This is a genomic window from Leuconostoc sp. JNUCC 76, from assembly GCF_053667755.1.
Genome location: NZ_CM132206.1, coordinates 1,192,982 through 1,217,633, shown reverse-complemented (window position 1 = coordinate 1,217,633; position 24,652 = coordinate 1,192,982). Strand labels below are relative to the sequence as shown.

Genomic DNA, 24,652 nt, shown 5'->3' with positions numbered 1-24,652 from the left:
CGAAAACTACAAATAATTGTGTTTAAATGTTATATTTTAAATAAAAGGTGATTATAGTGAATATTTTAAATCGTTTTGAAAAAAATAAAATATTATTGTCAAATTCAGAATTAAGTATCTTTCAACAAATTTGGACAAATCTCGCAGATTTACAAGGGAAAACGTTGACTGAAATAACTGATTCGATGCACATATCGCGTCAAACTTTTTTGAGAATTGCTAAAAAACTAGGCTACAAAGATTCAAATGAATTTCTTCTAGACTTGAATCGTCAAACTGTATTTGCAGATATTACTACTACTGCGAAGATACAGCCAAGTATATTAGAACAAAACATTCACCATATTATTAATCATTTTGACACATCACAAATTAAAAAAATTATTGATTTTGTTGAAAAAAGTGAACGGATTTTCTTAATCTCAACTGGTAAAGCGCAAAAAAATCAAGCAAATATTTTATCTAAAATTTTGATAAAACACGGTTACTTTGTTGTGCAAATTTATGATTTATTTGAAGTTGAAGAAATAAAGAAAAATATGCACAAAACGGATTTAGTAATAGTACTGACTCGTACTGGAACGTCAAATGATTTATTAAACGCTGTTCGTTCAATTAATCAAACGAATGCAAGAATCGTAACTGTAACCAGTTTACGATCAAATCCAATAAGTAATTGGTCCAACTTTACTGTCTTTATCAATACACAACAAATTGATGGTAATGTTTACGAATTAAACTCACTGTTTTACGGCCTAATTGAATTAATCGACTTCTATTTAACCGGCGATTCAATTATCAAACAAACGAAAGACAAACAAGAGCTGGTTCAGAACGTGTTATCAAATTATATGGTATCTACAAATGATTATCTGAGCTTAAATAACAAAGAGTTGTTACTAAATTTCATTCAATCTCCTGAGTTAGTTTTCACTAGTATATCTAATATTAGTCAGAAATTAAATGTTTCTACGACAACTATATTCCGATTGTCAAAAGCATTAGGATTTAAGGGATTCAAAGAATTTCGGTCATCTATTGGATTAGAAATAAGGGATTTTTTACCTAATAGCAATCAATATGATAGCTACCAAACGTTGGTTAACGGTTTTAATAAATCTGTAAATGATATTATGTCAACGGATTTTTCGATAGTACATAAATTAATTTCAAAATATAACCGTGTTTGTATTATTTATCATGATCAATATAGTGAAATATTAGCCGATGAATTGATTCGAATGTTTTTTCATACTGATAAATTAATGCAAAAAATTAATGGTCAACAAGATTCTAAGTTTATTAGTGAGAGAAAAGACACACTTTTTATTTTTTTGATTACAAGCCAAAATGGCGAAACTGATTTTGTTCAAACAGCAAGCAAAATTAATTATGGTAACAATGAGGTAGTAGCATTTGCTAACAAAGATACCAATATATTAGGATATAAAGTTTCAGGAAAAGTATTTTTCAAAAGCGCAACTGCCTCAACGCACTATTTCTCTGATATGTGGTTGCTTGAATTTTTCTTTATTAGTTATTTTTATTAACTTATTTTTATAGGGAACGGATTTACAATTTGAGTAAATCCGTTCCCTTTTTGTCCATACTCACGAAATCAACACAATCTATTGAAAGCGGTTACAAATCCGACTACAATACAAGTATCAAAAAAAAGAGGTAGTTATAATGTCAGTAATTTTAGCACGTGTAGATCAACGTTTAATTCATGGAATTGTCGTAACACAATGGGCCGCTTATACAAAAGCTAAGCGTCTAATGGTGGTAGATGATGAGGTTAGCCAAGATGAAACAATGAAAGCGGGTATGAAACTAAGTAAACCAGCTGGGACAAGCATGTCAATTATTAATACAGAAACAGCTATTAATAACTTTAAAATGGGAAAATATGACAATCATACTGTGTTCCTATTGGTTAAGGAACCGGAAACACTAGTTAAGTTAATCGAAAATGGTGTGAAAATTCCCAAAGTTAATTTGGGTATCATTTTTAATCAAAGTGGTAAAAAACAGTTCACTAAGATGGTTGCCATGGATGAGCAAGAACAGGCAGATGTCAAAAAAATACAGTCACTGAATGTTCCCGTAACATTTCACTATGTCCCCAACGAAGATGAAAAAAAGGTCGAAATCCTTTAGGAGTAAGTAATGTCAATTTTACAAGATATTTTAATCATATTATTAGCGTTCTGGATGGTTATTGATCAGCAAGGACCAGTCATAACAACATGGTTTCCTGTCATAATTGCAATGTTTGCTGGGTTTATATTGGGAGACATACAAACAGCCATGGTGATTGGTGGAACATTCCAATTAATGGCCTTGGGTGTTGCTAACATTGGTGGATCGTCAGTACCCAACTACGGTTTAGCGGCATTGGTAGGTGTGTACGTTGCCATACGGACAACCGGTAACATTGTGGACGCTAAAGCAGCTGCCTTAGCTGTTGGTGTGCCTGTTGGTATGCTAGGAATTCAACTAGATGTGCTGGGAAAAATTTTAACGAATCCACTAGTCCATAAAGCAGAAAAATATGCGCATAATGGTCAATATAAAAAAATGAATCAGACAATTTTATTCGCCCCAGTCATTTTTGGATTAACAACGGCTTTACCAACGGCACTTTTTGTAATTTTTGGAAAACCAATTGTTTCCTTCATTTTAGAAGTGTTGCCGAAATGGTTTACTAACGGTTTGTCAATCGCGGGTGGTATTTTACCAGTAGTTGGTATTGGCATTTTAATTTCCATGATGCCGATAAAAAAACATTTGATGTATTTGATCATTGGTTTTATTGCCGCTGCATATTTGAAAATGCCAATGATGGGGGTTGCTTTAGTTGGCGCTGCAGCCGCCTACAACTTTTTTGTACAAAAAGTTGCTTCAGACAAAAATTTAGCGCTGAACAATAATACTGCAAGTGATGCAGACATTGAGGATGGTGATTTTGATGAGTGAAATAAAGACTGAAACGCATTTGAGTAAAAAGGATATTCGTCGTACAGCTTTGCGTTGGCAATTTATGACATCCAATGCCTATAACTATGAATCACAACAAGCCGCTGGTGTTGTATTTTCGTTGAGTAAGGCCTTGAGAAAAATATATCAAAATGATGAAGAAGGTTACAGGTCTTCATTAGACAATCATTTTAAATTCTTTAATACAACTGGACCAGCAGCCTCATTGATACTAGGAGCGACATTGGCAATGGAGGACCGTGAAGGAAGGAAATCTCAACCGGCCGTCCAAAGTTTGAAAACGGGATTAATGGGCCCTCTTGCAGGTGTCGGAGATACGATATTTTGGGTATTGATTCCAACCGTATTTGGATCAATTGCGGCTTATATGGGTTTGCAAGGTAATCCAACAGGGGCAATTATTTGGTTTTTGGCGAATATTCTCGTCTTCCTATTTCGAATTAAAATATTTGAATGGGGATATGCAACAGGTACAAGGTTAGTAACAGACTTAGGTAGTAAGTTGAACGCTTTCACGGAAGCCGCCTCAATTATGGGACTAACCGTTATAGGCGCTTTAATTCCAAGTGTCATTAAAATGAATCTTGCCACAACATTTGCAACAGGCAAAGTGAAAATGTCTGTTCAAAAAGACATTTTAGATGCTATTATGCCTTCTTTACTGCCAGCAATTTTGACATATTTAGTGTACCGAATCGTGTTAACCAACAAGTTATCAATTTCAAAAATAATTTGGATATTAATTGGATTTTCATTGGTGTTATCGTATTTTGGCATATTAAAAGCATAGTCGGAGAATATTAGAAATGAGAAAAATAATTATTGCATCACATCATAAAATGGCTTCTGGTATCAAGAATACATTAGAATTTATTGCTGGCGAGCAACAAAACGTCCTGGCAATTGATGCTTATCTAGATAATATTCCATTGGATGAAACCTTAAAAACAATATTTCAAGAAAAAAAAGTTGATGACGAGGTAGTTGTGCTAACTGATTTGAAGGCTGGCAGTGTCAATCAAGGATTTATTAAGTATCTGGGTCAACAACATGTTCATTTATTATCAGGCATGAACTTGCCACTTGCTTTATCAATAGCACTCGCCCCTACGAATCAATATTTAGATGATCAAACCATTCAGCACTATATAGATGAATCTAAAAATGAAATCATTTATATGAATGCTGTATTAGCAAAAATGGAGGTTGACGACGATGATGAATGATAAAAACAGCTCATGGTGGCAAAAAGCGGTTGTTTATCAAGTCTATCCCCAAAGTTTTAAAGATAGTAATAATGATGGCATAGGTGATTTAAATGGTATTATTGAAAAATTGCCTTACCTTAAAAAACTTGGCATTGACGTTATATGGTTAAATCCAATTTATGTTAGTCCTCAGGTTGACAATGGATATGATATTGCAGACTATTATCAAATTAATTCAGATTATGGTACATTGGACGATTTTGCACTGCTTATACAGCAGGCGCACAGTTTGAATTTAAAAATAATTTTAGATTTGGTAGTCAATCATACCAGTGATCAACATGAGTGGTTTAAAGCATCAAAACAAAGTCGCAATAACAAGTATTCAGATTACTATATTTGGAAAGATCCAAGCCATGATGGCAGCTTACCTAATGATTGGGGTGCCACATTTGGTGGCCCAGCATGGACCTATGTGCCAGAAAGAAAACAATATTATCTTCACTCTTTCGCACCGCAACAACCAGAATTGAATTGGGAAAATCCTTCGTTACGACAAGACATCTATAAAATGATGCGATATTGGCTGAATTTTGGTGTTGATGGATTTCGGATGGATGTTATTTCTCTAATATCAAAACGACAAGATTTTCCGAACGCCAATGGCAGATTCCCATACAGCAAGAGCTACTATGCCGGAGCATCAAATGGCCCTCGAGTACACGAGTTCTTACAAGAAATGAATCGGGAAGTGTTAAGCAATTTCGACACACTTACTGTTGGTGAAACACCAAATACGAATGCTGATCAGGCCATTTTGTACACTGATAGTGATCGTCATGAACTAAATATGGTTTTTAATTTTGACCATATGCATATTGATTATAGTGAAAGAGGAAAATTTGATGTCACACGTTTCCAATTAACTGATTTAAAACGTGTATTTACTGAATGGCAAAATAAATTGAGCGATCATGGTTGGAATTCATTGTATTGGTCTAACCATGATCAACCTCGTGCTGTTACAAGATTTGGTTCTGAGAAGTACCGTGTTGAAAGTGCTAAAAGTTTAGCTACTGTTTTGCACATGTTAAAAGGAACGCCCTATATTTTTCAAGGGGAAGAAATAGGGATGACCAATGCTAAATTTGATTTATTAACAGATTATCAAGATATCGAAACCAAGAACATTATCAGTCTGTATGAGGAAGAGGGATTAGACGAGTCATTTATCAAACGAGTTGCTTATTTACGATCTCGAGATAACGCAAGAACACCAATGCCATGGCAAAATGAAAAACCTTATGCTGGATTCAGTCAAAGTGATCCTTGGATTAAAATGAATCCGAATTACGATACAATCAATGTGGCACAAGCATTAATAGATACGGATTCTGTTTTTTATCATTATCAGCGACTCATCGCACTACGTCACGAATATCCTGTCGTTATTAACGGTAAATATCATTTGTATGATCCGGATGACAATAATATTTATGCATTTTCTAGGGAATCAACTGATGGGATCAAAATATTTGTTATAGCTTCTTTTTCGGAAGAAAAATTGACTTATCAATTGCCAAAAGTCATTACAAATGAAAATTGGCGAGTATTATTAAACTCTTATGATAATGCCTTTACTATTCAAGATATTATTTCATTAGAGCCTTATCAGTCCGTGGTATTAATTAATCGTTAGTAAATCATAGTTAAAAATAGGTTACCTTTTTGATCTTAAAATAATTTATAAAGTATAATTAAAAAGGAAAGAATTTTGCTTTAATCGTGACACAAAAGGCGGGCAATTTTTGCCATAAAATACCAGCGGTCATGAAGAATTAAAATGTTTCCACACTCGATGAGGTAGAATGAATATTAGAACTCATATAAGCCGTGCCTCTGTTTGATTTAGTCACTTAACAGTATTGGCGCTTAGGTGAGTTCTTTTTTGAATTATCTTGATATTAAGTTGATGAAGTCCATTCGGAAACCATCGATACTCTTGTTTAACTAGAAGTATTCAATATCAAACATTGCTTCTCAAACGTCTGGTTTTTTCCAGTTGAAATCTGCTTGACTCTCTGAAAACATATGGGAGGTAGTGCTGTGTGCGTTCAGCAGCATAAGGACAGGTCAATTCGCCGAATGCAGCCAACCAATTGTTCGGCTCCTGTCTGTCAATGAAATCTCTCTAAATGTAGTAATAAAAGTAGTGGTTATTTTTACTAGTTCGCCTTTCCTTAAACAAGGAATGTTCATCAGATGTATGATTCACTACTAAATCCATCATAATCTGTAAATTCAGCCGTTGAACTTACTCTAGTAGATTTTCAAATTCTTGCATGGGACGATAGTCAGGATTAATACGTGTATGGTCAGCAATATTATTTATTTTGGGAAACAAAAAAAGGATTGAGCAAAATCATATTGACATCCAAATTATAGACGTCTTTTAAGCGTTGTTTGATACTAGTTAAGTTACTTCTATACTATCATCGTTGCTATCTTGAAAACTCATGGGATTTATCTAATACAACACAGAGTTTTTAAACGATTGCTTTGTCACGTTAGTATCTACTTTACGATTATGAGTAAGCGGTAACACGTTAAGTAAATGTTTACAATGTTTTCATATTATGTGAGGAAACGCTTACGCATAATTCGATTGATGACATTGAGTTTGATAAATAAAAAGAATTATTTTATTCTTTAAAATTTGTAGCCGTGAAATGTGATATATCAAGTATAGAAAAAGGGATTGATCTGGCGGTAAGAAGTAAAATGTGCCACATGTCACTAATTTTTTAATTGTGACAATTCAACTTCAAGAAAGTTTCATCGAAAAAATATACAGACTGAGATATAAAAAACTTTTCTTTGTAAATTTTTCTCAATTTTAAAAGAATTAAGATATTAAGTACATAATCTGAACATTTGGCATAGTTTTAAAAAAAGTATCATACAGGTAAACTAATAAATCGAAAGAAATAGGGAAAATAATGATTTTACTGCTTATCGTAATATATATTGCTTTTGTTGGCTTAGGAATCCCAGATTCTTTGTTCGGAGTAGCGTGGCCATCGATGTACCAACAGTTTAACCTGCCACTCTCAACAGCAAATTATATTATAATATTGACATCTGCTGGGACTATTGTATCGAGCTTGAATAGCTCACGTTTAATTCATCGGTATGGTACTGCCAAAATAACTATTGCAAGCACGTTTTTGACTTCAATTTCACTACTCGGAATCTCCTTGTCTCCTAGCATTTGGTGGGTTTTTCTTCTTTCTTTCCCACTAGGACTTGGAGCGGGAGCAATTGACACAGCATTAAATAATTATGTGGCGCTACATTACTCTGCTAGTCAAATGAGTTTTCTGCACTGTTTTTATGGATTGGGAGTTTTAGCCGGTCCATATTTCATGTCGCTCTTATTGAAAAATGATTTCACATGGCAAAATGGTTATCAAATTGCCTTTTTAATCCAGGTTTTAATTACAGTTATTTTATTTTCTTCTTTGCGACTCTGGCCAAATATTGAAGAAAAAAAGGTGGATGAAAAAACTGAAAATAAAAAAGTGCTCAGAATAAAAGAAGTACTAAAAATACCTGGTGTAAAGTTGACTTGTGTTATTTTTATTGCCACATGTACTATTGAGGCGACTTGCGGGGTATGGGGGAGTACTTTTTTAGTTAACAGTCGTTTTATGACTGTTGCCAACGCAGCGCAGGGAATAACTTTCTATTATTTGGGAATGTTTATTGGCAGGCTTTGTTCTGGAATTATGAATTCACGTCTGAGTAGTTGGGCTGTGATATTCATAGGTCATATTTTTTTACTAGCTGGTATATCTTTGGTTTTTATACCGGTACAAAGTTTCATTGTGTTAATGGGATTGCTTTTAATTGGATTCGGAAATAGTATGATGTATCCAAACTTCGTTTTCCTAACACCAATAAATTTTGGGCAAAAAAATTCTCAATCAATAATGGGGGTGCAAATGACAGCATCATATGTTGGAACATTATGCATGACACCAATATTTGGTCTGATAGCGCAACACTATTCAACTGGATTATTCCCGTACTATCTATTAATTGCCTTTTTAATCATGGCGTTGTCTACTATAAAACTAAAAAAACAAATCCACGTTCTAAAAGGTTAACCGCAAAGTTACTGTGTATTTAGTTTCTACATTAAATTAGAAAAAGTATACAATTTTAAGATTAGTAACACATAACAGGATGTACAAAATCAATTATCAATGCTCCTAAGAAAATGCTATCATTTTGGTTGTTTTTCAGACTATGCTAATAAATCAACGTCTTCTGCATGTTTTCTATTTTATTACAGCATTAATTAATGCTGTTTTTAGCTATTTAAATGCAATTATTTAATGTTGATTAGCTAAAGTTTTTGCAGTAAAGTAAAAATTTTTTAAATTCTGAATTTTATGTTGCTATGGAACGCGTTTCACAAGATACAATCTAATATACAGTAAAAAGGAGTAACATAAACAATGATTAAACATATTTTTATGGATTTAGATGGCACTCTACTGAACAGTAATGGCGATATCAGTGATAACAACATAAGAGCAATTGAAGAAAATCAGATTCCACTTACTTTAGTTTCAGCACGCTCTCCATCAGAAATGGAGCCAATAATTACAAAGTTAAATTTATTGGAACAGCAAGTGGCTTTTAACGGCGGTCTTATTTACAAACAAGATAATTTTGGTACAAATATAGGTAAATCTTATTTGATACCTCACAATGTTAGTTATTTTTTAATTAATTGGATTCAAAAAAATTTTCCTATAATAAGTTTGTCATATTACACAAAAAAAGAATGGGTTGCATTGAAAGAGGATTTGGGCGTGGAATTCCAAGCAAAATTAACAGGACAAGAACCATATTTTTGCGCGACAGTTGATGAGCACTTTCAAAATTGTGAAAAAGGTATTGCTAAAATTATGTTGATAGATCTTAGTGAAAAAAATCTACTCCAAATAGAGGCAAAAATTAATTCGATGAATTTGAAAGGAATTTCAATTTACAAGTCGATGAATAGGTGTTTAGAGATTACTAGTTCACTTGCACAAAAAGATATTGCTGTCAAAGAGGTCATGAAAATGAAAAATTTGAACGCTGAGGAGACAGTCGCATTTGGTGATGGATACAATGATATATCTATGTTAAAGACGGTAGGTTTTCCTGTTGTTATGGGTAATGCACCTAAAGATGTGAAACAATTTGGTCGATTCATAACGAAAACAAATGATGCGGATGGAGTAGCATTTGGAATTAATAAAATTAAAAACAAATATAAAATTTGAATTTTGCATATAAAAAATATAAAAATATGGTAAATATTAAAAAAATTTCGGAATTTTCAGGTTATTCCAAATCAACAATTTCTCGTTTTATCAATAAAACTGGATATGTTTCAGAAAATGCCTCTCAAATTATCCAACAAGCAATAACAACTTTGGATTATGCACCAAATTCACTTGCTCGAAACTTAAGTAAAGGTGTTTCGTCACAAATCGGGATTGTGGTTCCACATATGCGCAGCCCGTTTTTTATACAAACGGTATCAGGTACTATGGAAGAAGCGTATTTGTCTAAGTATAGTATCCTAATTTTACAATCAAAATATGACAATGACGAAGAGCGTTCTTATTTGGAAAAACTACATAGTAAAGAGTTAGCCGCGTTAATTTTCACGTCTCATAGTTTAACCTTAGAGGAGATACTGAAATACAGAAAATATGGATCAATCGTTGTTTGCGAAAACGTTAAAAATATGCCTATAGCCTCAGCATTTACTTCCAGAGAAAAGGCTTATGTGAAGGCATTTGAATTAATAAAGCATAAAGGATTTAATCATATAGCCATCATGTTAAGCCGAGATTATTATAGTAGCGTAACTAGTCAATTAACAATTGATTGTTATGAAAAAGTTTTTGGTCTAATTCCTGAACATAGCTTAATTAGCACTAATATAACAACCTTTGAAGATGGTTATGCGGCAGGAAAAAAATATGCAAATTTAATACAAAAACCTGATTATATCTTTGCCAATAGTGATGATGTTGCCGCAGGTGTTAGCAAGGCCTATGTAGAGGCAGGGTATCACTTACCCGAAATGATGGGACAAGAAAATCAAGTATCTGGATTCCTATTGAACATTTCAACAATTGACCATCATTTTAAGGAATTGGGGCAGGCTGCTTTTCAGCTTGTTCTAAAAAATAATTGCGACCAAATTATGATAAATTCAGAATTAATTAATCGAAATTTGTAGAAATAATCGAATTTTATAAAAAATTGAAAAAGAACAATGCAAACGCCTAAACTCATTCACATGTGCTCTTATACTAAAGAAGTGACTCATTTTATCCAGTTCGTAAAATTAAAGTATAGGAGTATTTTTATGTTAATTCACTATTCCCAGGTCTAACTAAACTAAGAAGAGTGTTCACTTAAAAATTGGCAGAGTAATTTAAACTTTTAATGGATCCTATTACTATCTGGTTTAAACAAGCTACCGTTAACATGCTTAATCGTAAGGCCAAAAAATGTCAAGCAATTAGAGAGCGTATCAATGCAATTACAAGCACAATCTCAAACATACAGATATGTGCTTTTTTTAATAAAGAATTAGCATCTAAAGTGCAAGATTTGGTGTCAAAATCAATGGAGCTAACCTTTGCGTATCGTGATTTAGATTTGCTGATTAAAGGAACTGATCGCAATACTGAAAGTGGGTTAAACAAAATCGAAGAACAATTATATCAAGCTAAACGGCAACTAAAGAAACGAAATATATAACAATAAATTGTGAATTGAATGAAAAAATTTAATTTATTCATTTTTGAAATCACATTAATTCAAAAATTTCGTCAATTTTGTTACAAAATTAAATCAGCTAAGGACATTTTAAAATTAATTTTTTGACATAATAGGATTGCGTTACAGTTGTTAATATGATAAATTTAGAAAAGTATTTTAGAGCATGAATACTTTTAACTATAAAAATTGAAGAGGTCGACTGGCGTGTAGTAACACTATATCTATTACAAGTAAATAATCAAAAAATAATTAAAAGGTATATATTCATGCTCAAAAATAAAAACTTTTTATTCTTATTGTTCGGCCAATCAACTGCAAATATTGGTGACACGTTATATATTATTTCCGTCATCAGCGCAGTTTTTAACTTGACCCATTCAGTAGTTGCATCATCATTAGTTCCTACTGTCATAACATGTGCTATGGTAATCGCAAGTTTCATATCACCACTTTTAGCCAACAAAGTAAAACTAAACCATATTTTAGTCAGTACACAGCTTATCAAATCAGTTTTTTTGGTGGGGTTATTATTTTATATAAAAAACGGTTTTGTTAAACAAAACATCTTTGGTCTGTTCGTCATTATCAGCATTATTGCTTTTTCAGATGGATTTGCACAACCTGTCAGTCAATCAATATTACCGCATTATGCTACTGATAACGCTTTAATAAGAGCTAACAGCATACTTAATTCTTCATTTCAGATACTTGGTATTAGTGGATGGGCAGGTGGAAGTATTTTGTTAGCTTGGCTTTCTGCTCCTAGCATTCTAGCACTCAGTGTTTTATTGGCTATATTATCTGTTATTTTACTTTCCAAATTGCAATCAGTAGATATCGATAAAAAAATTTCAGATAAAAGTATTTGGCATAATTTATTAAGCGGTTGGAAAATCATTTATAAAGTTCCGCTTTTAAAATTGACTGCCACAATTTCGATTCTCGATACGATGGCAAACAGCGTTTGGATTTCATCGGTTATTCTCGCTTTTGTTCAAAAAACGCTAAATTCCTCCCAATATTGGTGGGGATATATCAATGCTGCATATATGTTCGGCGGTGTCGTTGGTGGTCTACTTTTTTATAAGCTAAGTCAACGCATATCAGGAAATCCTTTTTCAGTGATGTTTATCGGTTCTACAGTGGTTGCTATTGTTACTTTAATTGTTTCTATTAATTCCAATATGTGGATTTTACTGTGTTTATCAGGATTTGTTGGAGTATTTGGTGAATTAAAAGATATTCCACAAACTTCATTGATCCAATCGCGAACTGAAAAAAAATTCTTACCAAATATTTTTAGTAGCATGACGGTTTTGTATACTGGGACATTTTCAATTACTTCTATATTGGTAAGTGCTTTGGCGGAACAATTTGGCGTTCGAATTGTTTTTGTCATATCTTCAATGCTTTTGCTACTTATTTCAATTTTGCTTTTTGTGAACAAACGATTGATTAATAACAACTAATTTTCATCTAGAACAAGTACTTTTTATGTAATCTTGTTCTTTTTTGTATATATGCTATTTAGATAAAATTAGATATTCACACATCAAGTATAATATTAACAATATATCTTTTGACCTAAGTGAATAAACAGTTCTGACGGTTCGTACAAAATATATGATCAGTTTCAAGATGAGTTAGTGCTTAACAGGTACTAACTTTTTTATTTGTATTCAAAAAATTAACCATTGCTTATCGTGATTTAGACTTGCTGTTAAGGGAAATAATCGTAATAACGAAACTGGGTTAAATAAAATTGAAGAACAGTTGTATCAAGCTAAACGACAATTGAGAGAAATAAATTTGTAAAGTCAAATTTTTGTCACTGATGTCACATTGCACAATATAGAGCTATGATATATTATTGGTTATATGTTAAATATCGGTTTGTTTTAAATAAGATTTAACTAATTAAGGAGGCTCGGCTTTTTATGCATTTAAAACTCAAAAAGGGGGACGAAATTAGAATTATATCCCCAAGTTCCTCAATGGAACGTGTTGGTGGCTTTGAAGAAAATTTAATTGCCAAAAAGAGATTGGAAAACTTGGGATTTCAAGTAACTTTCGGAAAGCACATTTTTGAAAATGATGAGTTTTACTCCAGTAGCATCGCATCGAGAATTTCTGATTTCCATGATGCATTCAGTGACCCAAATGTTAAGGCAATTATGACTACTATTGGTGGTTTTAATTCTAATGAATTATTAACACATATTGACTGGAACATTATTCGTTCAAATCCAAAAATGTTTTTTGGATATTCTGATACGACCAGTTTGCATAATGCAATTCGTGCAATGACAGATCAAATAACATATTATGGTCCATGTTATTCTTCATTCAAAATGGATGAATTACAAGAATATCAAACAACAGAATGGTTAAAGGCAGCTATAAATGGATCTTTTAAGTTAGAGCCGAGTGATGTTTGGACTAGTGATTTATGGTTTGACAAGACTTTACCACGTCATCCATTGGCTAATAAATGGAAAGCCTATAATTTAGGAGAAGCAACAGGTATATCCACTGGAGGAAATATTCAGACATATTGTTTACAAGCAGGAACGAAATTTTTCCCAGAAACACAAAATCCAATTGTTTTCATTGAACAAGCTGAGGGTGGGTCGCCACTGGAATTTTCACGTGAGTTGGCTCAAATATTACAAATACATAAGGATATAAAAGCACTTGTAATAGGAAGATTTCCTACTGTCAATGAAATGAGTGATGAGAAACTGCAATCAGTTTTAGATAAATTTTCGATTTTAAAGAAAATACCAGTAATATATGATTTGGATTTTGGTCATACTCAACCAATTTTTACTTTACCATTAGGGCAAAGTATCAAAGTGAATGCGACTAACAGTAGCAAAATTGAGGTCAGTGTGCAAGAAAATTAGATTCTTTAAAGAACACTTCTTTGGCACTTCATAAGGATATTTAAAAAAGCACAAGTAACTATTGTGCTTTTTTAATGGAAAGCTATTCTATTAATTAGTTTCAACAATCGAATATGTAAATTTAGTGCCTATTATTTTGTTTTTCGACAGGTTTAAAAATAAAATAATAGGCAACATTGTGAAATGATAAACTTGTTGTAGGGGATAAATCCCAACTTCAATAATCATAATCAAAGGAGTATGTATGTTTTATGAGTGATGAAACACCTAAAAAACGCCAACGCCAACCACATCTAAACGAAAATCAACGTCACATGATTGAATACTTGTGGAATATTGAGAAAATGACACAAGCAGATATAGCAAGGCGTTTAGGCTATACACCGTCATCAATATTTGCTTTTTTATTTTGAATTAAGAAAGTAGAGAATTTACATTATGGTTAATAAGTTTGGTAGTTTATCACTACAAGGAAAAAGTATCGGAAAGTTCACGTTTGCTGGGCGCAATTTAGTTGGTGCGAATGCTGATGTGGCAGTGGCAATGTTAAATGTGAACAACACATTGAATACTGAAAATGTCACACCACAGGCTGGTTTTGATTTTAGTATGTCTTTTGGAACATCACTAAAACTGATCGATGCAAAAATTATTGCTGGTACTGCTCGCAGTAACCAAAGAAGTGGTGCTCGTGTTGCCACTAAGACTGGTACTTTGTTGCCTATCTCTGACACAACGACAGATACCTTACCAGAAGAAGAATATGATGCTGTATTCGTATCAGGTAAAGACAAAACAGTTCATGGACGTGTTCGTAGCGCTGATGCGTTTGATAGTCATGATTTAGTTTTGTTTAGGGTTACACCTAATTATAAAACTGATAATCGTGGCGAAGTTGTACGTGATGATTATGATGAACCAATCATCTCAAATTATCAGTTCAACTTTATCCAACAAAGCAAATCAGGCGATGTTGGCAATGATGATAACATTGTCCGTATTTTGGTTGACTCAGCAGAAAGTGAACGATTGCAAGCTGGTTTGAAGCCAGGGGACAAGTTAGTGCCACAAGGTTTGAAGTTTGCATTTGCTGGTAATGATGCCACTGATTGGACGGTGTATGCTGATACGTTAGTTGCACTTGGTGAAAAGGCGCCAGAAAAGCAAGTATCAAATCAAAGTAAGACAACTACTAACCAAGCTAGCAAACTTAAAGGTGAGTAATTATATGAGCTTTTAAAAATAGTATAAGTAATTATACTGTGTCTACATTAAAATATCTAAAAATTCTTTGAGAGTCTTAGTTTTTAAAAAATGTAATTTTGGTCTTCTATATGTGAACTATTTTTAACATTCAAAAGTTAAGAATTCTTATACTAAATTCAGTTCCGTTTAAAGTGATTGCAGTTTCATCTATTAACTCATAAAATATTTATAAATTATAATTTTATTGAAAAGCAGGGTAAAAAATTAATGGAAACAAACATATTTGAGAATATAGAATATCAAATTATTGGGAACGGTATGCCGATAATATTTTTGCATGGCTTATTTTTAGATAAGCGTTCAACTAAAAATTTTTTTGAAAAAGATAATAACCTTGCCGAATTCCAACGCATTTATTTAGACCTTCCAGGAATGGGAAACTCATTACCCACATCCGAAACTACCACTGACGCTATTTTTAAAAAACTTTTAAGTTTTACTGATTATGTAGTTGGAACACAGGAATTTGTCATATACGGGCATTCATATGGTGGGTACTTGGCACAAGCGATTGCTTATCATTATCAGAATCAAGTTAACGGTTTATTTTTAACTTGTCCTGTATGTATTGCTGATAAAGAATTACGTTTAGTAGAAAAACATAAAAATGAATTTATTGGCAAAGTACATCATTCTGAAAATGAAACATTTTACGCTGACTTTGAGTCTATGAATGTCTTAATTGGCCAATCACGATGGGCGACGTACCAATATCTTATTTTACCTGGATTAAATAAGGCTGATACCAACTTTTTAAAATGCCTTCAAGAGGATAGTTACGCCATTTCATTTGAAGAAAAATTACAAAATCTAGGACAAAATACAAAAATTCAACTAGTTTTGGGTAGACATGACCATGTAGTGGGGTATAAGCAACAGATGAATAAATTTATAAGTAATGAAAAATCAAATGTAACGTTGCTGGCTTCAGCAGGTCACAATGTTATGATAGATCAACCCAAATATGTGTACGGTCTATTTGACAGTTTTTTACACACTTTATAATGGCGTTCAAAGATAAATTTTTTGTCTTTTATTCTGAGGAAACTCGTTATTTTTCCTTAAGACAAAAATTATCAACTAATTTAGGTCAGAAAAGCTACTAACCAAGATGACAAGTCAAGAGGTTAATAGCTTTATAGTATAGCAGAAAGGTTAAAGGCTGATTAAACAATCAGTTTTTTTAGTTGTTACAATGGCACAAAAAATGATTTATTTTAGCTTTATGTTTGGGGTTTGGCTCGTCTATGTTCCCTATATTTTTACTCTTTATGAGTTTGGGTCAATCACTACATATCGCTATGATAATTGCCAGTGTTTTGACCTTGTTATTTGTCATTGTTCAAAGAACCTTTAGGGGTTTGCATTTAATCAATTATAAAAGAATATGTTGGGAAAAAATGCAGAAGGGGTTGCTATATTTGTTGGGGTTTTAACTCAATTATTAAAATAAAAGAAATCAGTTCCGACGTGGATCAACATTTTAATACTTTGAGAATGTAGCCAAGAAAATTAATCTAACTCATTTAATTTTGAAAATGGTATAAATGCTTCGGGACTAACTGAACTAGAAATTTGTTTCTCTAACCAATAAATATCCAGCCATTGGTTATTTTTAAAACCAACTTTTTTGAATTGCCCGACAGTTTTATAACCCATATGCTCATGAAAAGCAATGCTTGTTTTATTATCTCCTGTAATGCAGGCCATAATATTAACGACATGTTGACGACATAAGTATTCTTCTAAAGAATTATATAATTTGCTTCCTATACCTCTACCTTGAGCATTTTTAGACAGATATATACTGACCTCAACTGTCCACTGATATGCATCCCGATCTTTATATTCGTGAGCATACGCATATCCTAAAATTGTTGCTCCGTCTACCATGATAATATAGGGGTATTTAATTGTTACATCACTTATACGTTGTTTAAAATCATCAAGTGATGGAACATCATATTCAAAGCTTGTTGTACTGTTCTCAATATAAGGTTTATAGATATCAATAAGTTGGTTAGCATCTTCTTCTGTGGCAGTTCGAATAAACATATCAATTCTCCTAAAAAACATTTTGATCACCATTTTACTACGGAGAAATAAGCAAGAATTAATTTGTGTCAATATTCCTGACACTACAATATATAAACTAATTTTAAAAATAGTTAGAAAGAGTAAGGTTACTTAATTAGTGGCCTTTTTTATTTAAAAAGCATGGAAAATTCAAAAAAGTATAAATCATACAAATTTGGTAAGCTCTGGGTTTTTGGAGCCGTTGCAGTAGCTGCTGTTGCTGTGAGTGCTAACACCACACAAGTCAGTGCTGATACTGTGCACAAGCAGTTAAAACTACTGATACCACGCAAAATGACAAGCAAGTTCAATTGACTCTTTCATCAACTGATACAACTACTGACAAGGAGACAACTGATGTCACAATCAATGATGACAATGCTTCATCAAAAACAGATGGAGTGCTATCTGATTTGAATAAGCAAGATCAAGCCGTTAAAGATGCCACGGCAAAACAACAAGCAAACGATCAAGCCTATCAAACGGCAACTACTGAACAAACAGATACCAAGACAAAGGGACAAGCTGATTTATAAAATGCAACATCAGACCTTGATAATCAAGTTGATACTAGTGAAAAGGCTGATCAACCTTTAGTCGTGAAATAGAGGTTTTTCAACCTAGTTTTAATCAAGAATTATTGTTGTATCAAAACTTACCAGCGACCAATTTGGGAGTGTTTAAACGTTGGCGACAATTTACCAATGCGCGAGCTCTAGCCCAGTTGATGTTTGGCACTAGTCATGAATTAGGTTCTCGAACAGGTTTTTATATCGGACGTGTATTAGATACTAACCGTTACTTTAGTGTGGATAGTGCCGTGGCATCTTCAAGAACATTGCTTTTAATTAACCCAGTGATTGCCAACAAAGGTATTGTTGGGGCGAAAACAGATAGTCCGCACATAGCAATCACAGGCGATACCGGACAAGGAAAGTCATTCTTGGTTAAAGTATTGCTTTTATATTTAGCAATGTTTGATGTGAAGCTACTATATGTTGACCCAAAACAAGAAGTGAGACGTTGGTTTAAGGCATCACTCGAAAATAACGACAACCCATTTTTCACCAAGCTGATGAATTCATTTCATTATGTGACTTTGAATGCCAATGATAGCTCTAATCGTGGTGTACTTGACCCAATGCTCACATTGAATAGTCAGAGTACGGTAGATGAAATACCTAATGTCTTGACGTTAGTTAAGGAAATGTTGGTACAGGTTCGCTCAATCTCACAAGATATGGAACTTGATACGGCTTTGACGAATGCTATTAAGCAAGTCTGTAATCAACGATTGTCTGGCGAACAAGTTGGTACAATGGCGATTATCGAAATTCTAAAAACTGGCAATGAGAAGTCACAACAGTTAGCGAATTATTATGAGAGTGTCATTCCTGATAGTATGCTCAAACTGGCTTTTAGTGACGGACAAACGGATAGTATCGAATTTAATAATCAACGGACAATTTTAGAAGTGACTGGTTTGGACTTGCCACACGCTGAACAAGAAATACGTAGTTACACTGAAACGCAAAAATATTCGGTGTCGATTATGTTGGCACTTGGTAAATATTTAGAGAAGTTTGGACGTGAAGACACGAAACGCTTTAGTGCTGAAATTATTGATGAAGCGTGGATATTTAACGCTTCGCCTGCTGGTCGTAAAGTCTTGGACGGCATCAAGCGTTTGGGTCGTTCTGAAAACAATATGCTGATATATTCCACGCAAAGAGTTGGTGATGTCAATGATGAAAAGAGTGGTCAATACGGACAAATATTTGCCTTTGATAGCGCTGATGATAGTGAGCGTGAAAATATTTTGCGACACTTTGGTTTGCCCGTCAATAAATCAAACATGGATATGTTAAAAGACCTGAAAAAAGGACAATGTTTGTTTAGAGATATTTATGGTCGTGTTGGTAAGGTGGTTATCCATTCGCTATTTGAAGAATGGACTAAAGCCTTTAAGACAGTTGATAAGAACGCTGGTGCGGAGCTTGAAGCTAAGTACGGATAAGAAAGTAGGACTTGATGATGAATGTTGTATTTTTAGTGATTGTTGGGGTTGGCATTTTATATGTGTATTTTAAACATGATGCCGAATTGAAAAAATTAGATCAGTTGGCGCAAGATATTTATAAGACAAAAGGCTTGGCAATTACCATGCCACAGGCTAGTGATTTATCAAAAGATATTCAAGAGACAACTGGTGTGATTATTGGTAAGACAGTGACTGCTTTTGATAAAAAGCAACTTACTTTAAAGATTGAAACGAGTGATTATACAATCACAGTGATTTTAGATCAAAAGCGAGATGTTGTCCGCTTTGATGTGGCAAATAGGAAGTTAACTGATGAATAAAGTGATTATTGGGTTAGTTCTTTGTGCTATTGTAGTTGTTTACACTTTTGTTTCTGAATACATTAAAAAGCAATATAGACAACAATATTCTTTGTTGTGTAGACGACTTGTGAGGGAATTACCCAGAGAAGTCAGATTAGAAGTGATTGAGCGGTTAGATAAGGATATTAGAAAATGGCTTGATGTTAGTGGACCATTTGTAGTTTATTTTGGTAAGCATGGTCCTTTAGTGATTGACGTTGAAAGTGGTAGATATGTAATTATACTGTCTGATGATTTTGAGTTAATAAGAGTTGATAAAAAAATATGATTTTTGGAGATGTGATGACTAAAGTTGATTTTACAATGGCAGATTTACAAAGTACAATGCTTGGTTACTCCGAGGGTATGCTTGTAAACGAAGATGTTCTACTAAAAGCAAACCGTGCTTATAAGCTATTTCATGATAAGTATTTAGCAATCAAAGACCAAATCAAAGATTTTGATAAAGCAAGATATGCTTTTATTTATCATGATATGTCGTTAGAGTATTTTGCAAAGCAAGCAAAGCTAATGGTTAGAGCAGGTAATTATAATAGCTTAGATATTTTTGGTAATTACCTTGAATATATTGATAGCTACAATGATTTATCGGCATTGATTAGAAATGACTATGAGCCAGTTCATTCTAATAAAATGATATTTGGAAGGGTTAAGGATGACAAGTGTTGATTTTAATGTGGCAGACCTCGAACAATTTAAATTGCCTTATGAAGAGGGCATGACAGTGACAGATGAATTATCTAAAAAAGTAGAGCGCATCTATCATCATTTTCATGAAAGGTTTATGTCATTGGAAAAAGATGCAAGAGCAGATGAACATTTAAGTTATGCGTTATTTACTTTTGATACTGCTTTAGAAGCCTTTTCTATTGTGGCTAAAAATATGGTGCGTTCGGGCAAAACAAATGGCGCTGATATTACTGGTGTCTATTATGAATATATAGATAATTACACGTCATTTAGACATTTATTGTATCGAAGGGAGACAGAATGAGTAGCCAATTTAAGAAATATCGTATGACCCGAAAAAATGTGTTGTTGTTAGCTCAAGCGATTATCAATGTTCACGGAAAAATTGCTTGGCAAGATTATGCGAGTGATAGCCCTTATCCCGACCAACACAGTCTTACTTTGAATGAGATTAAGGGCAGTCCCGAAAAATTTGAACGATTTAGAAATGAATTTACGCATCAAATGTATAGTAATGTCATCAATGATGAGATGCAAAGATTGGAGCTATTTAATTATTTAAATTGACATATTAAGGATATGGCATTAATATGTAGAAAGTAATCATTACTATTAAATAAAGATTAATGGTGGCCTGTTGAGCAAAAAAAGATTCCAATCAAATAAAATAATTAAGCTATTATCCATACTTTCAATACTTATTATGTTTGATATATATATATCTAATCATGATTTTAATATGTATCATCAGCCCATCGGTCAAATAGTTAAGGTTCATAACTACGGACGTCAAAATCAGTCTGATGAGTTTGGAAATACCGATTATGTAGAATCACAGAAAATTGAGTTGCAAATGCTTAATACTGATATAAAGGGGCGAAAAGTAACAGTCGATAATAAATATTCAGGCTCTCATGCCTATGATTCTAAATACTCTAAAGGGCAAAAAATTTTTCTTGTGAAAAATGGGGACAATTATGTTATACAGGGTTTAAAGCGTGATACTTCCGTTTTTGTTGTATTAACTGTGGTTTTGTTCATTATCATAGTTATAGGCAACAAAGACGCAGTAATGTCAATTATGAGTGTTATTTTAAATGCTACTTTTTTCTTTATAGCCACTCAGTTAGATATCAAAGTAGGTTCAAATCAAGTTATTTTACTTTATAGTTCAACAACAATCTTATTTCTTATAATTACAACAGCTTTTGTGTATGGCAGAACTATAACGGGAAAAAATGTATGTGTCTCATCACTCATAACATGTCTCCTAACATTATGCTTGATTGAATGCAATTTATACTTCACGCATAGTTCAGGTCTGCATTATGAAACTATGAATTACGTGACCCAATCAAGAACCTTACTATATACTTTTTCAATTATAATCGGAATGTTGGGTGCAATCGTTGACGTTTCTGGAGATATTACAGTTAGCCTAACTAATTTATTCAAACAAGAAACAGATAAAAATTTTTATGCAATTTTTAAAGTTGGAATTTCTTGTGGAAAAACTTTATTAATGCCTTCGGTCAATATTTTAAGCTTAATCTTTGTCCCTAGTACGTTGCCAATGATGATTCTTTTCATAAAAAATGGAAATGATATTTTTTATTCAATGTCAATGATTATGTCTTTAGGTATTTTTCAGGTATTATCAAGTATAGTCGGGCTGTTAATCAGTGTCCCAATTACTAGCTTAGTAGTGACCCGTGAATTAATAAAGACGAGGAAAAATTCATGAAATCAATTAGTTTAATGTTGATATTTGTTATAGTGTTGTCTGTTTTCATTATCGGAAAGGCATCATTTAAAATGTTATTTGGTTGGTTAATAAATTTTTTACTCCTCATTATATTTATAAGATTTGTTTCATGGGGATTTCCAATTTTATGGATAACAACTATTTGTTGTGTAGTCATTCTTTTGTCCACTATTTATTTGAGTGAGGCAACGAACGTCATAAAAGAGGTCGTTTTGCAATCTACAATGACTATTATAATTTTAATGAGTATCACGACATTTTTAGTTTATAGGTGGTCTCAAGTTCAGGGGTTTGGTTCAGAAAATACCGCAGAATTGGAAAGTATGTCTATTCTAATAAACATTCGATTTTCTGATATTAGCGTGGCAATGGCAATTATTAGTATTCTTGGATCAGTGGTAGAAGGTTCTATGTCAGTAGCAGCTGGTATGGAACAATTTTTAAAAAAGAATATTGCAGTTGACAATCTTTATGGTTTTGGTTGGCATTTAGGTCAAAAAATGATGGGTACATTGTTTAATACAATTTTTTTTGGCTTTTTTGGTAGCTCGTTAGCTTTGTTTATTTGGTTTGCACGTTTAGATTATAGTATAGGACAGTTTATTAATGATAAGATTTTTGTTTTTGAACTATTACTTGTTTTATTATCAATTCTTTCTGTTGCTCTAGTTATACCTTTAACAGTTCTTTTACTATCCAAGCGTTCTTCGCACAGTAAAAAAATACTACCATGATAATTTTTGCTAATAAATTTAAGGAGAAAAATGTTTAAGAAAATTAAATATAGTGATCAGTATTTAGCAAAGACCTTATTTAAAAGGACTTTGCTTTTTGTTTTGTTTTTAGTAACGGTTTGTTTTGGCTTTTGGTATTTGAATATTTTTCAAGCGTTGATGCAAGGACAATACAGTTGGTGGTATTTGTCGCCTATTATTTTAAGTATTGTGCTGACTGGTTTGTTTGGTTGGGGTTTGTATTGGTTGTATAAGCATTACCCAGTTAAACATGATAATAAGTTGGCTCATTATTTCACTGCTGTTGAATTAAGACAGTTGATTAGTTTGTTGGTTATTTCAAAAGGTTACTTTGAAACGGCAACTGATGAAAATGGAACGTTTATTAAATATTTTCCAAAAATTAGAATCAAGTTCTTATTTAAAACAGGACAGGTTCTATTGGAAGAACCAGTTGACGGCGAGAAATATATGCAACAATTTTCTAAAGGCGAGTTTGATACGGCTGTTGAGATAGCTTTGTTGGCTGATAAACAGACAACTGAATTTGCTAAGAACAAGATGACAAGTACCTTTGCGTTTGAGCCAATTAAGTTTAGACGGAAGTTGTTGGAATTAGAGGCTAGAAAAGGGGTATTACAAGTGGCAAAAGGTATTGATTGGAAGTTTGATAAGTTTTACAATGCTCTAATTGCTGGAAACGTTGGTACTGGTAAATCATATACAATGTTTTCAATTATTGGTCAATTATTAACGTTGACAAAATATGTTGATATTCTTGACCCTAAAAATTCTGATTTGGCTAGTTTGAAACATCTACCAGAATTAGAAGGACATGTGTTTAGTGATATCAATGATATTACAAAATGTGTTGCTGATTACTACGATAAGATGATGAAACGGGCCGAAATTATGGAACGCAAAAAGTCTAAAGGTGTGATTGGGTCATATTTTGATTTTAATTTTGCGCCCAGTTTTTTGATTTTTGATGAGTTTGGGGTGTTTACTGAAATGGGCGATAGCTTGCCTTATGGTTCTGATGAACGAACAAATTTTGATTTGGCAATGTCAAAAATGAGCCAGATTGCCATGCTTGGGCGTGAATTAGGGTTTTATATTTTGATTGGTATGCAGAGACCCGGCACTGATAGTTTACCTACCTCAATTCGAAATCAATTGAATTTACGTATCAATATGGGTGTTCCTACACCAGAAGTGAAACGTATGATGTTTCCAGATACGCAGAAAGAGTTCCACCCACTATCAAATGATTTAAAGGGTTGGGGTTTTATTCAATCGGGTAACGAAGAAGTACGCTCATTCTTTGCACCAGAAATACCAAAAGATTTTAACCTACATGACTACATGCGTGGTCAGATAGCTAAAAGGGAGGTTACTTAATGGCAGAAGATGTTGTGACAATTCAACGTACAAAATTGAGTTTAATAAATGCTTCAAGAAGTATGTCATTGATGCTGGATAAGTTGCGTTCGATTGATGCAACTGAAATGGCTAATATTAGAAATATCGTTAAGAACATTGATATTGAAAGTGGTGCTATTGAAAACGACAAAGCGTTAGAACTTATTCAAGAAATCGGAGATGTTGATGTTTTTAATTTTGATCAGGACGTTGTAGAGCTGATAAAAAATATTGAGAGTTCCCAAGCAACACTCGATAACTATATTAGTGCATTTAAAAGATTGGTCTAAAATTGATTGGCTTGTGAAATTTTAAAAGTGC

At 33.1% G+C, this 24,652-nt stretch carries 26 protein-coding genes and 4 pseudogenes; 28 read left to right on the top strand and 2 right to left on the bottom strand.

Annotation, left to right across the window (positions count from 1 at the left end; genetic code table 11):
* Window positions 1-56 precede the first annotated feature (56 nt).
* The 6 genes from JNUCC76_RS06130 to JNUCC76_RS06105 all read left to right on the top strand — a co-directional run bounded on the left by JNUCC76_RS06130 (window position 57) and on the right by JNUCC76_RS06105 (window position 5,907).
* Window positions 57-1,550: an SIS domain-containing protein gene (locus JNUCC76_RS06130; RefSeq protein WP_454153445.1), complete on the top strand. Its 1,494-nt coding sequence runs from the start codon at window positions 57-59 to the stop codon at window positions 1,548-1,550.
* A gap of 139 nt (window positions 1,551-1,689) precedes the next feature.
* A complete protein-coding gene (locus JNUCC76_RS06125) occupies window positions 1,690-2,160 on the top strand; it encodes a PTS sugar transporter subunit IIB (protein WP_454153443.1) in 471 nt (156 codons plus the stop codon).
* A 9-nt stretch (window positions 2,161-2,169) separates the two neighbouring features.
* Window positions 2,170-2,979 (top strand): PTS mannose/fructose/sorbose/N-acetylgalactosamine transporter subunit IIC, encoded by an 810-nt coding sequence (locus tag JNUCC76_RS06120; RefSeq protein ID WP_454153441.1) that lies wholly within the window; start codon window positions 2,170-2,172, stop codon window positions 2,977-2,979.
* Complete coding sequence (locus tag JNUCC76_RS06115; protein ID WP_454153439.1) at window positions 2,969-3,790, top strand: PTS system mannose/fructose/sorbose family transporter subunit IID; 822 nt, start codon at window positions 2,969-2,971, stop codon at window positions 3,788-3,790. The genes JNUCC76_RS06120 and JNUCC76_RS06115 overlap by 11 nt, the downstream gene beginning before the upstream one ends.
* Before the next feature lie 16 nt (window positions 3,791-3,806).
* Entirely contained in the window at window positions 3,807-4,226 is a 420-nt protein-coding gene (locus tag JNUCC76_RS06110) for a PTS sugar transporter subunit IIA (protein WP_454153437.1), read from the top strand.
* The gene (locus tag JNUCC76_RS06105) at window positions 4,219-5,907 is read left to right on the top strand and encodes an alpha-glucosidase (RefSeq protein WP_454156537.1); all 1,689 of its coding nucleotides are present in this window, start codon (window positions 4,219-4,221) and stop codon (window positions 5,905-5,907) included. Before JNUCC76_RS06110 ends, JNUCC76_RS06105 begins: the two co-directional genes overlap by 8 nt.
* Before the next feature lie 492 nt (window positions 5,908-6,399).
* On the opposite strand, the gene JNUCC76_RS06100 is transcribed toward JNUCC76_RS06105, so the two are convergent.
* A complete protein-coding gene (locus tag JNUCC76_RS06100) occupies window positions 6,400-6,495 on the bottom strand; it encodes an alpha-amylase family glycosyl hydrolase (RefSeq protein WP_454156536.1) in 96 nt (31 codons plus the stop codon).
* A gap of 712 nt (window positions 6,496-7,207) precedes the next feature.
* Here JNUCC76_RS06100 and JNUCC76_RS06095 point away from each other — a divergent pair.
* The 10 genes and pseudogenes from JNUCC76_RS06095 to JNUCC76_RS06050 all read left to right on the top strand — a co-directional run bounded on the left by JNUCC76_RS06095 (window position 7,208) and on the right by JNUCC76_RS06050 (window position 16,677).
* Entirely contained in the window at window positions 7,208-8,377 is a 1,170-nt protein-coding gene (locus JNUCC76_RS06095; protein ID WP_454153435.1) for an MFS transporter, read from the top strand.
* A gap of 354 nt (window positions 8,378-8,731) precedes the next feature.
* A complete protein-coding gene (locus JNUCC76_RS06090; protein WP_454153433.1) occupies window positions 8,732-9,550 on the top strand; it encodes an HAD family hydrolase in 819 nt (272 codons plus the stop codon).
* A 26-nt stretch (window positions 9,551-9,576) separates the two neighbouring features.
* On the top strand, window positions 9,577-10,521 hold the full coding sequence (locus JNUCC76_RS06085; protein ID WP_454153431.1) for a LacI family DNA-binding transcriptional regulator: 945 nt from the start codon (window positions 9,577-9,579) through the stop codon (window positions 10,519-10,521).
* 288 nt (window positions 10,522-10,809) lie between these two features.
* A pseudogene (locus JNUCC76_RS06080) lies at window positions 10,810-11,048 on the top strand (hypothetical protein); the annotation flags it as partial.
* Between the two features lie 287 nt (window positions 11,049-11,335).
* Window positions 11,336-12,538: an MFS transporter gene (locus JNUCC76_RS06075; protein ID WP_454153429.1), complete on the top strand. Its 1,203-nt coding sequence runs from the start codon at window positions 11,336-11,338 to the stop codon at window positions 12,536-12,538.
* A 468-nt stretch (window positions 12,539-13,006) separates the two neighbouring features.
* Window positions 13,007-13,975, top strand: coding sequence for a S66 family peptidase (locus JNUCC76_RS06070; RefSeq protein ID WP_454153427.1), 969 nt, complete (start codon window positions 13,007-13,009; stop codon window positions 13,973-13,975).
* A 251-nt stretch (window positions 13,976-14,226) separates the two neighbouring features.
* Window positions 14,227-14,370, top strand: a pseudogene (locus tag JNUCC76_RS06065) (IS30 family transposase); the annotation flags it as partial.
* Between the two features lie 43 nt (window positions 14,371-14,413).
* A complete protein-coding gene (locus JNUCC76_RS06060) occupies window positions 14,414-15,199 on the top strand; it encodes a hypothetical protein (protein ID WP_454153425.1) in 786 nt (261 codons plus the stop codon).
* Between the two features lie 249 nt (window positions 15,200-15,448).
* The gene (locus tag JNUCC76_RS06055; RefSeq protein ID WP_454153423.1) at window positions 15,449-16,246 is read left to right on the top strand and encodes an alpha/beta fold hydrolase; all 798 of its coding nucleotides are present in this window, start codon (window positions 15,449-15,451) and stop codon (window positions 16,244-16,246) included.
* Window positions 16,247-16,436: 190 nt separating this feature from the next.
* A pseudogene (locus JNUCC76_RS06050) lies at window positions 16,437-16,677 on the top strand (hypothetical protein).
* 76 nt (window positions 16,678-16,753) lie between these two features.
* On the opposite strand, the gene JNUCC76_RS06045 reads toward JNUCC76_RS06050, so the two are convergent.
* A complete protein-coding gene (locus JNUCC76_RS06045; RefSeq protein WP_454153421.1) occupies window positions 16,754-17,296 on the bottom strand; it encodes a GNAT family N-acetyltransferase in 543 nt (180 codons plus the stop codon).
* 162 nt (window positions 17,297-17,458) lie between these two features.
* Between JNUCC76_RS06045 and JNUCC76_RS06040 the strand changes: the two genes are divergently transcribed.
* The 12 genes and pseudogenes from JNUCC76_RS06040 to JNUCC76_RS05985 all read left to right on the top strand — a co-directional run bounded on the left by JNUCC76_RS06040 (window position 17,459) and on the right by JNUCC76_RS05985 (window position 24,621).
* On the top strand, window positions 17,459-17,632 hold the full coding sequence (locus JNUCC76_RS06040) for a KxYKxGKxW signal peptide domain-containing protein (protein WP_454153419.1): 174 nt from the start codon (window positions 17,459-17,461) through the stop codon (window positions 17,630-17,632).
* Window positions 17,629-17,853: a hypothetical protein gene (locus tag JNUCC76_RS06035; RefSeq protein WP_454153417.1), complete on the top strand. Its 225-nt coding sequence runs from the start codon at window positions 17,629-17,631 to the stop codon at window positions 17,851-17,853. The genes JNUCC76_RS06040 and JNUCC76_RS06035 overlap by 4 nt, the downstream gene beginning before the upstream one ends.
* Before the next feature lie 50 nt (window positions 17,854-17,903).
* A pseudogene (locus tag JNUCC76_RS06030) lies at window positions 17,904-19,334 on the top strand (ATP-binding protein); the annotation flags it as partial.
* Window positions 19,335-19,351: 17 nt separating this feature from the next.
* Window positions 19,352-19,678: a hypothetical protein gene (locus JNUCC76_RS06025; protein WP_454156534.1), complete on the top strand. Its 327-nt coding sequence runs from the start codon at window positions 19,352-19,354 to the stop codon at window positions 19,676-19,678.
* On the top strand, window positions 19,671-19,988 hold the full coding sequence (locus tag JNUCC76_RS06020; protein ID WP_454153415.1) for a hypothetical protein: 318 nt from the start codon (window positions 19,671-19,673) through the stop codon (window positions 19,986-19,988). The genes JNUCC76_RS06025 and JNUCC76_RS06020 overlap by 8 nt, the downstream gene beginning before the upstream one ends.
* Window positions 19,989-20,002: 14 nt before the next feature.
* Window positions 20,003-20,389, top strand: a complete 387-nt coding sequence (locus JNUCC76_RS06015; protein ID WP_454153413.1) for a hypothetical protein — start codon at window positions 20,003-20,005, stop codon at window positions 20,387-20,389.
* A complete protein-coding gene (locus JNUCC76_RS06010; RefSeq protein ID WP_454153411.1) occupies window positions 20,376-20,714 on the top strand; it encodes a hypothetical protein in 339 nt (112 codons plus the stop codon). Before JNUCC76_RS06015 ends, JNUCC76_RS06010 begins: the two co-directional genes overlap by 14 nt.
* Entirely contained in the window at window positions 20,711-20,977 is a 267-nt protein-coding gene (locus JNUCC76_RS06005) for a hypothetical protein (RefSeq protein WP_454153409.1), read from the top strand. Before JNUCC76_RS06010 ends, JNUCC76_RS06005 begins: the two co-directional genes overlap by 4 nt.
* A 70-nt stretch (window positions 20,978-21,047) precedes the next feature.
* Entirely contained in the window at window positions 21,048-22,154 is a 1,107-nt protein-coding gene (locus tag JNUCC76_RS06000) for a YibE/F family protein (protein ID WP_454153407.1), read from the top strand.
* A complete protein-coding gene (locus tag JNUCC76_RS05995) occupies window positions 22,151-22,909 on the top strand; it encodes a YibE/F family protein (RefSeq protein ID WP_454153405.1) in 759 nt (252 codons plus the stop codon). Before JNUCC76_RS06000 ends, JNUCC76_RS05995 begins: the two co-directional genes overlap by 4 nt.
* A gap of 30 nt (window positions 22,910-22,939) precedes the next feature.
* Entirely contained in the window at window positions 22,940-24,310 is a 1,371-nt protein-coding gene (locus JNUCC76_RS05990) for an FtsK/SpoIIIE domain-containing protein (RefSeq protein WP_454153403.1), read from the top strand.
* Entirely contained in the window at window positions 24,310-24,621 is a 312-nt protein-coding gene (locus tag JNUCC76_RS05985; protein WP_454153401.1) for a hypothetical protein, read from the top strand. The genes JNUCC76_RS05990 and JNUCC76_RS05985 overlap by 1 nt, the downstream gene beginning before the upstream one ends.
* The last annotated feature ends 31 nt before the right edge of the window (window positions 24,622-24,652 follow it).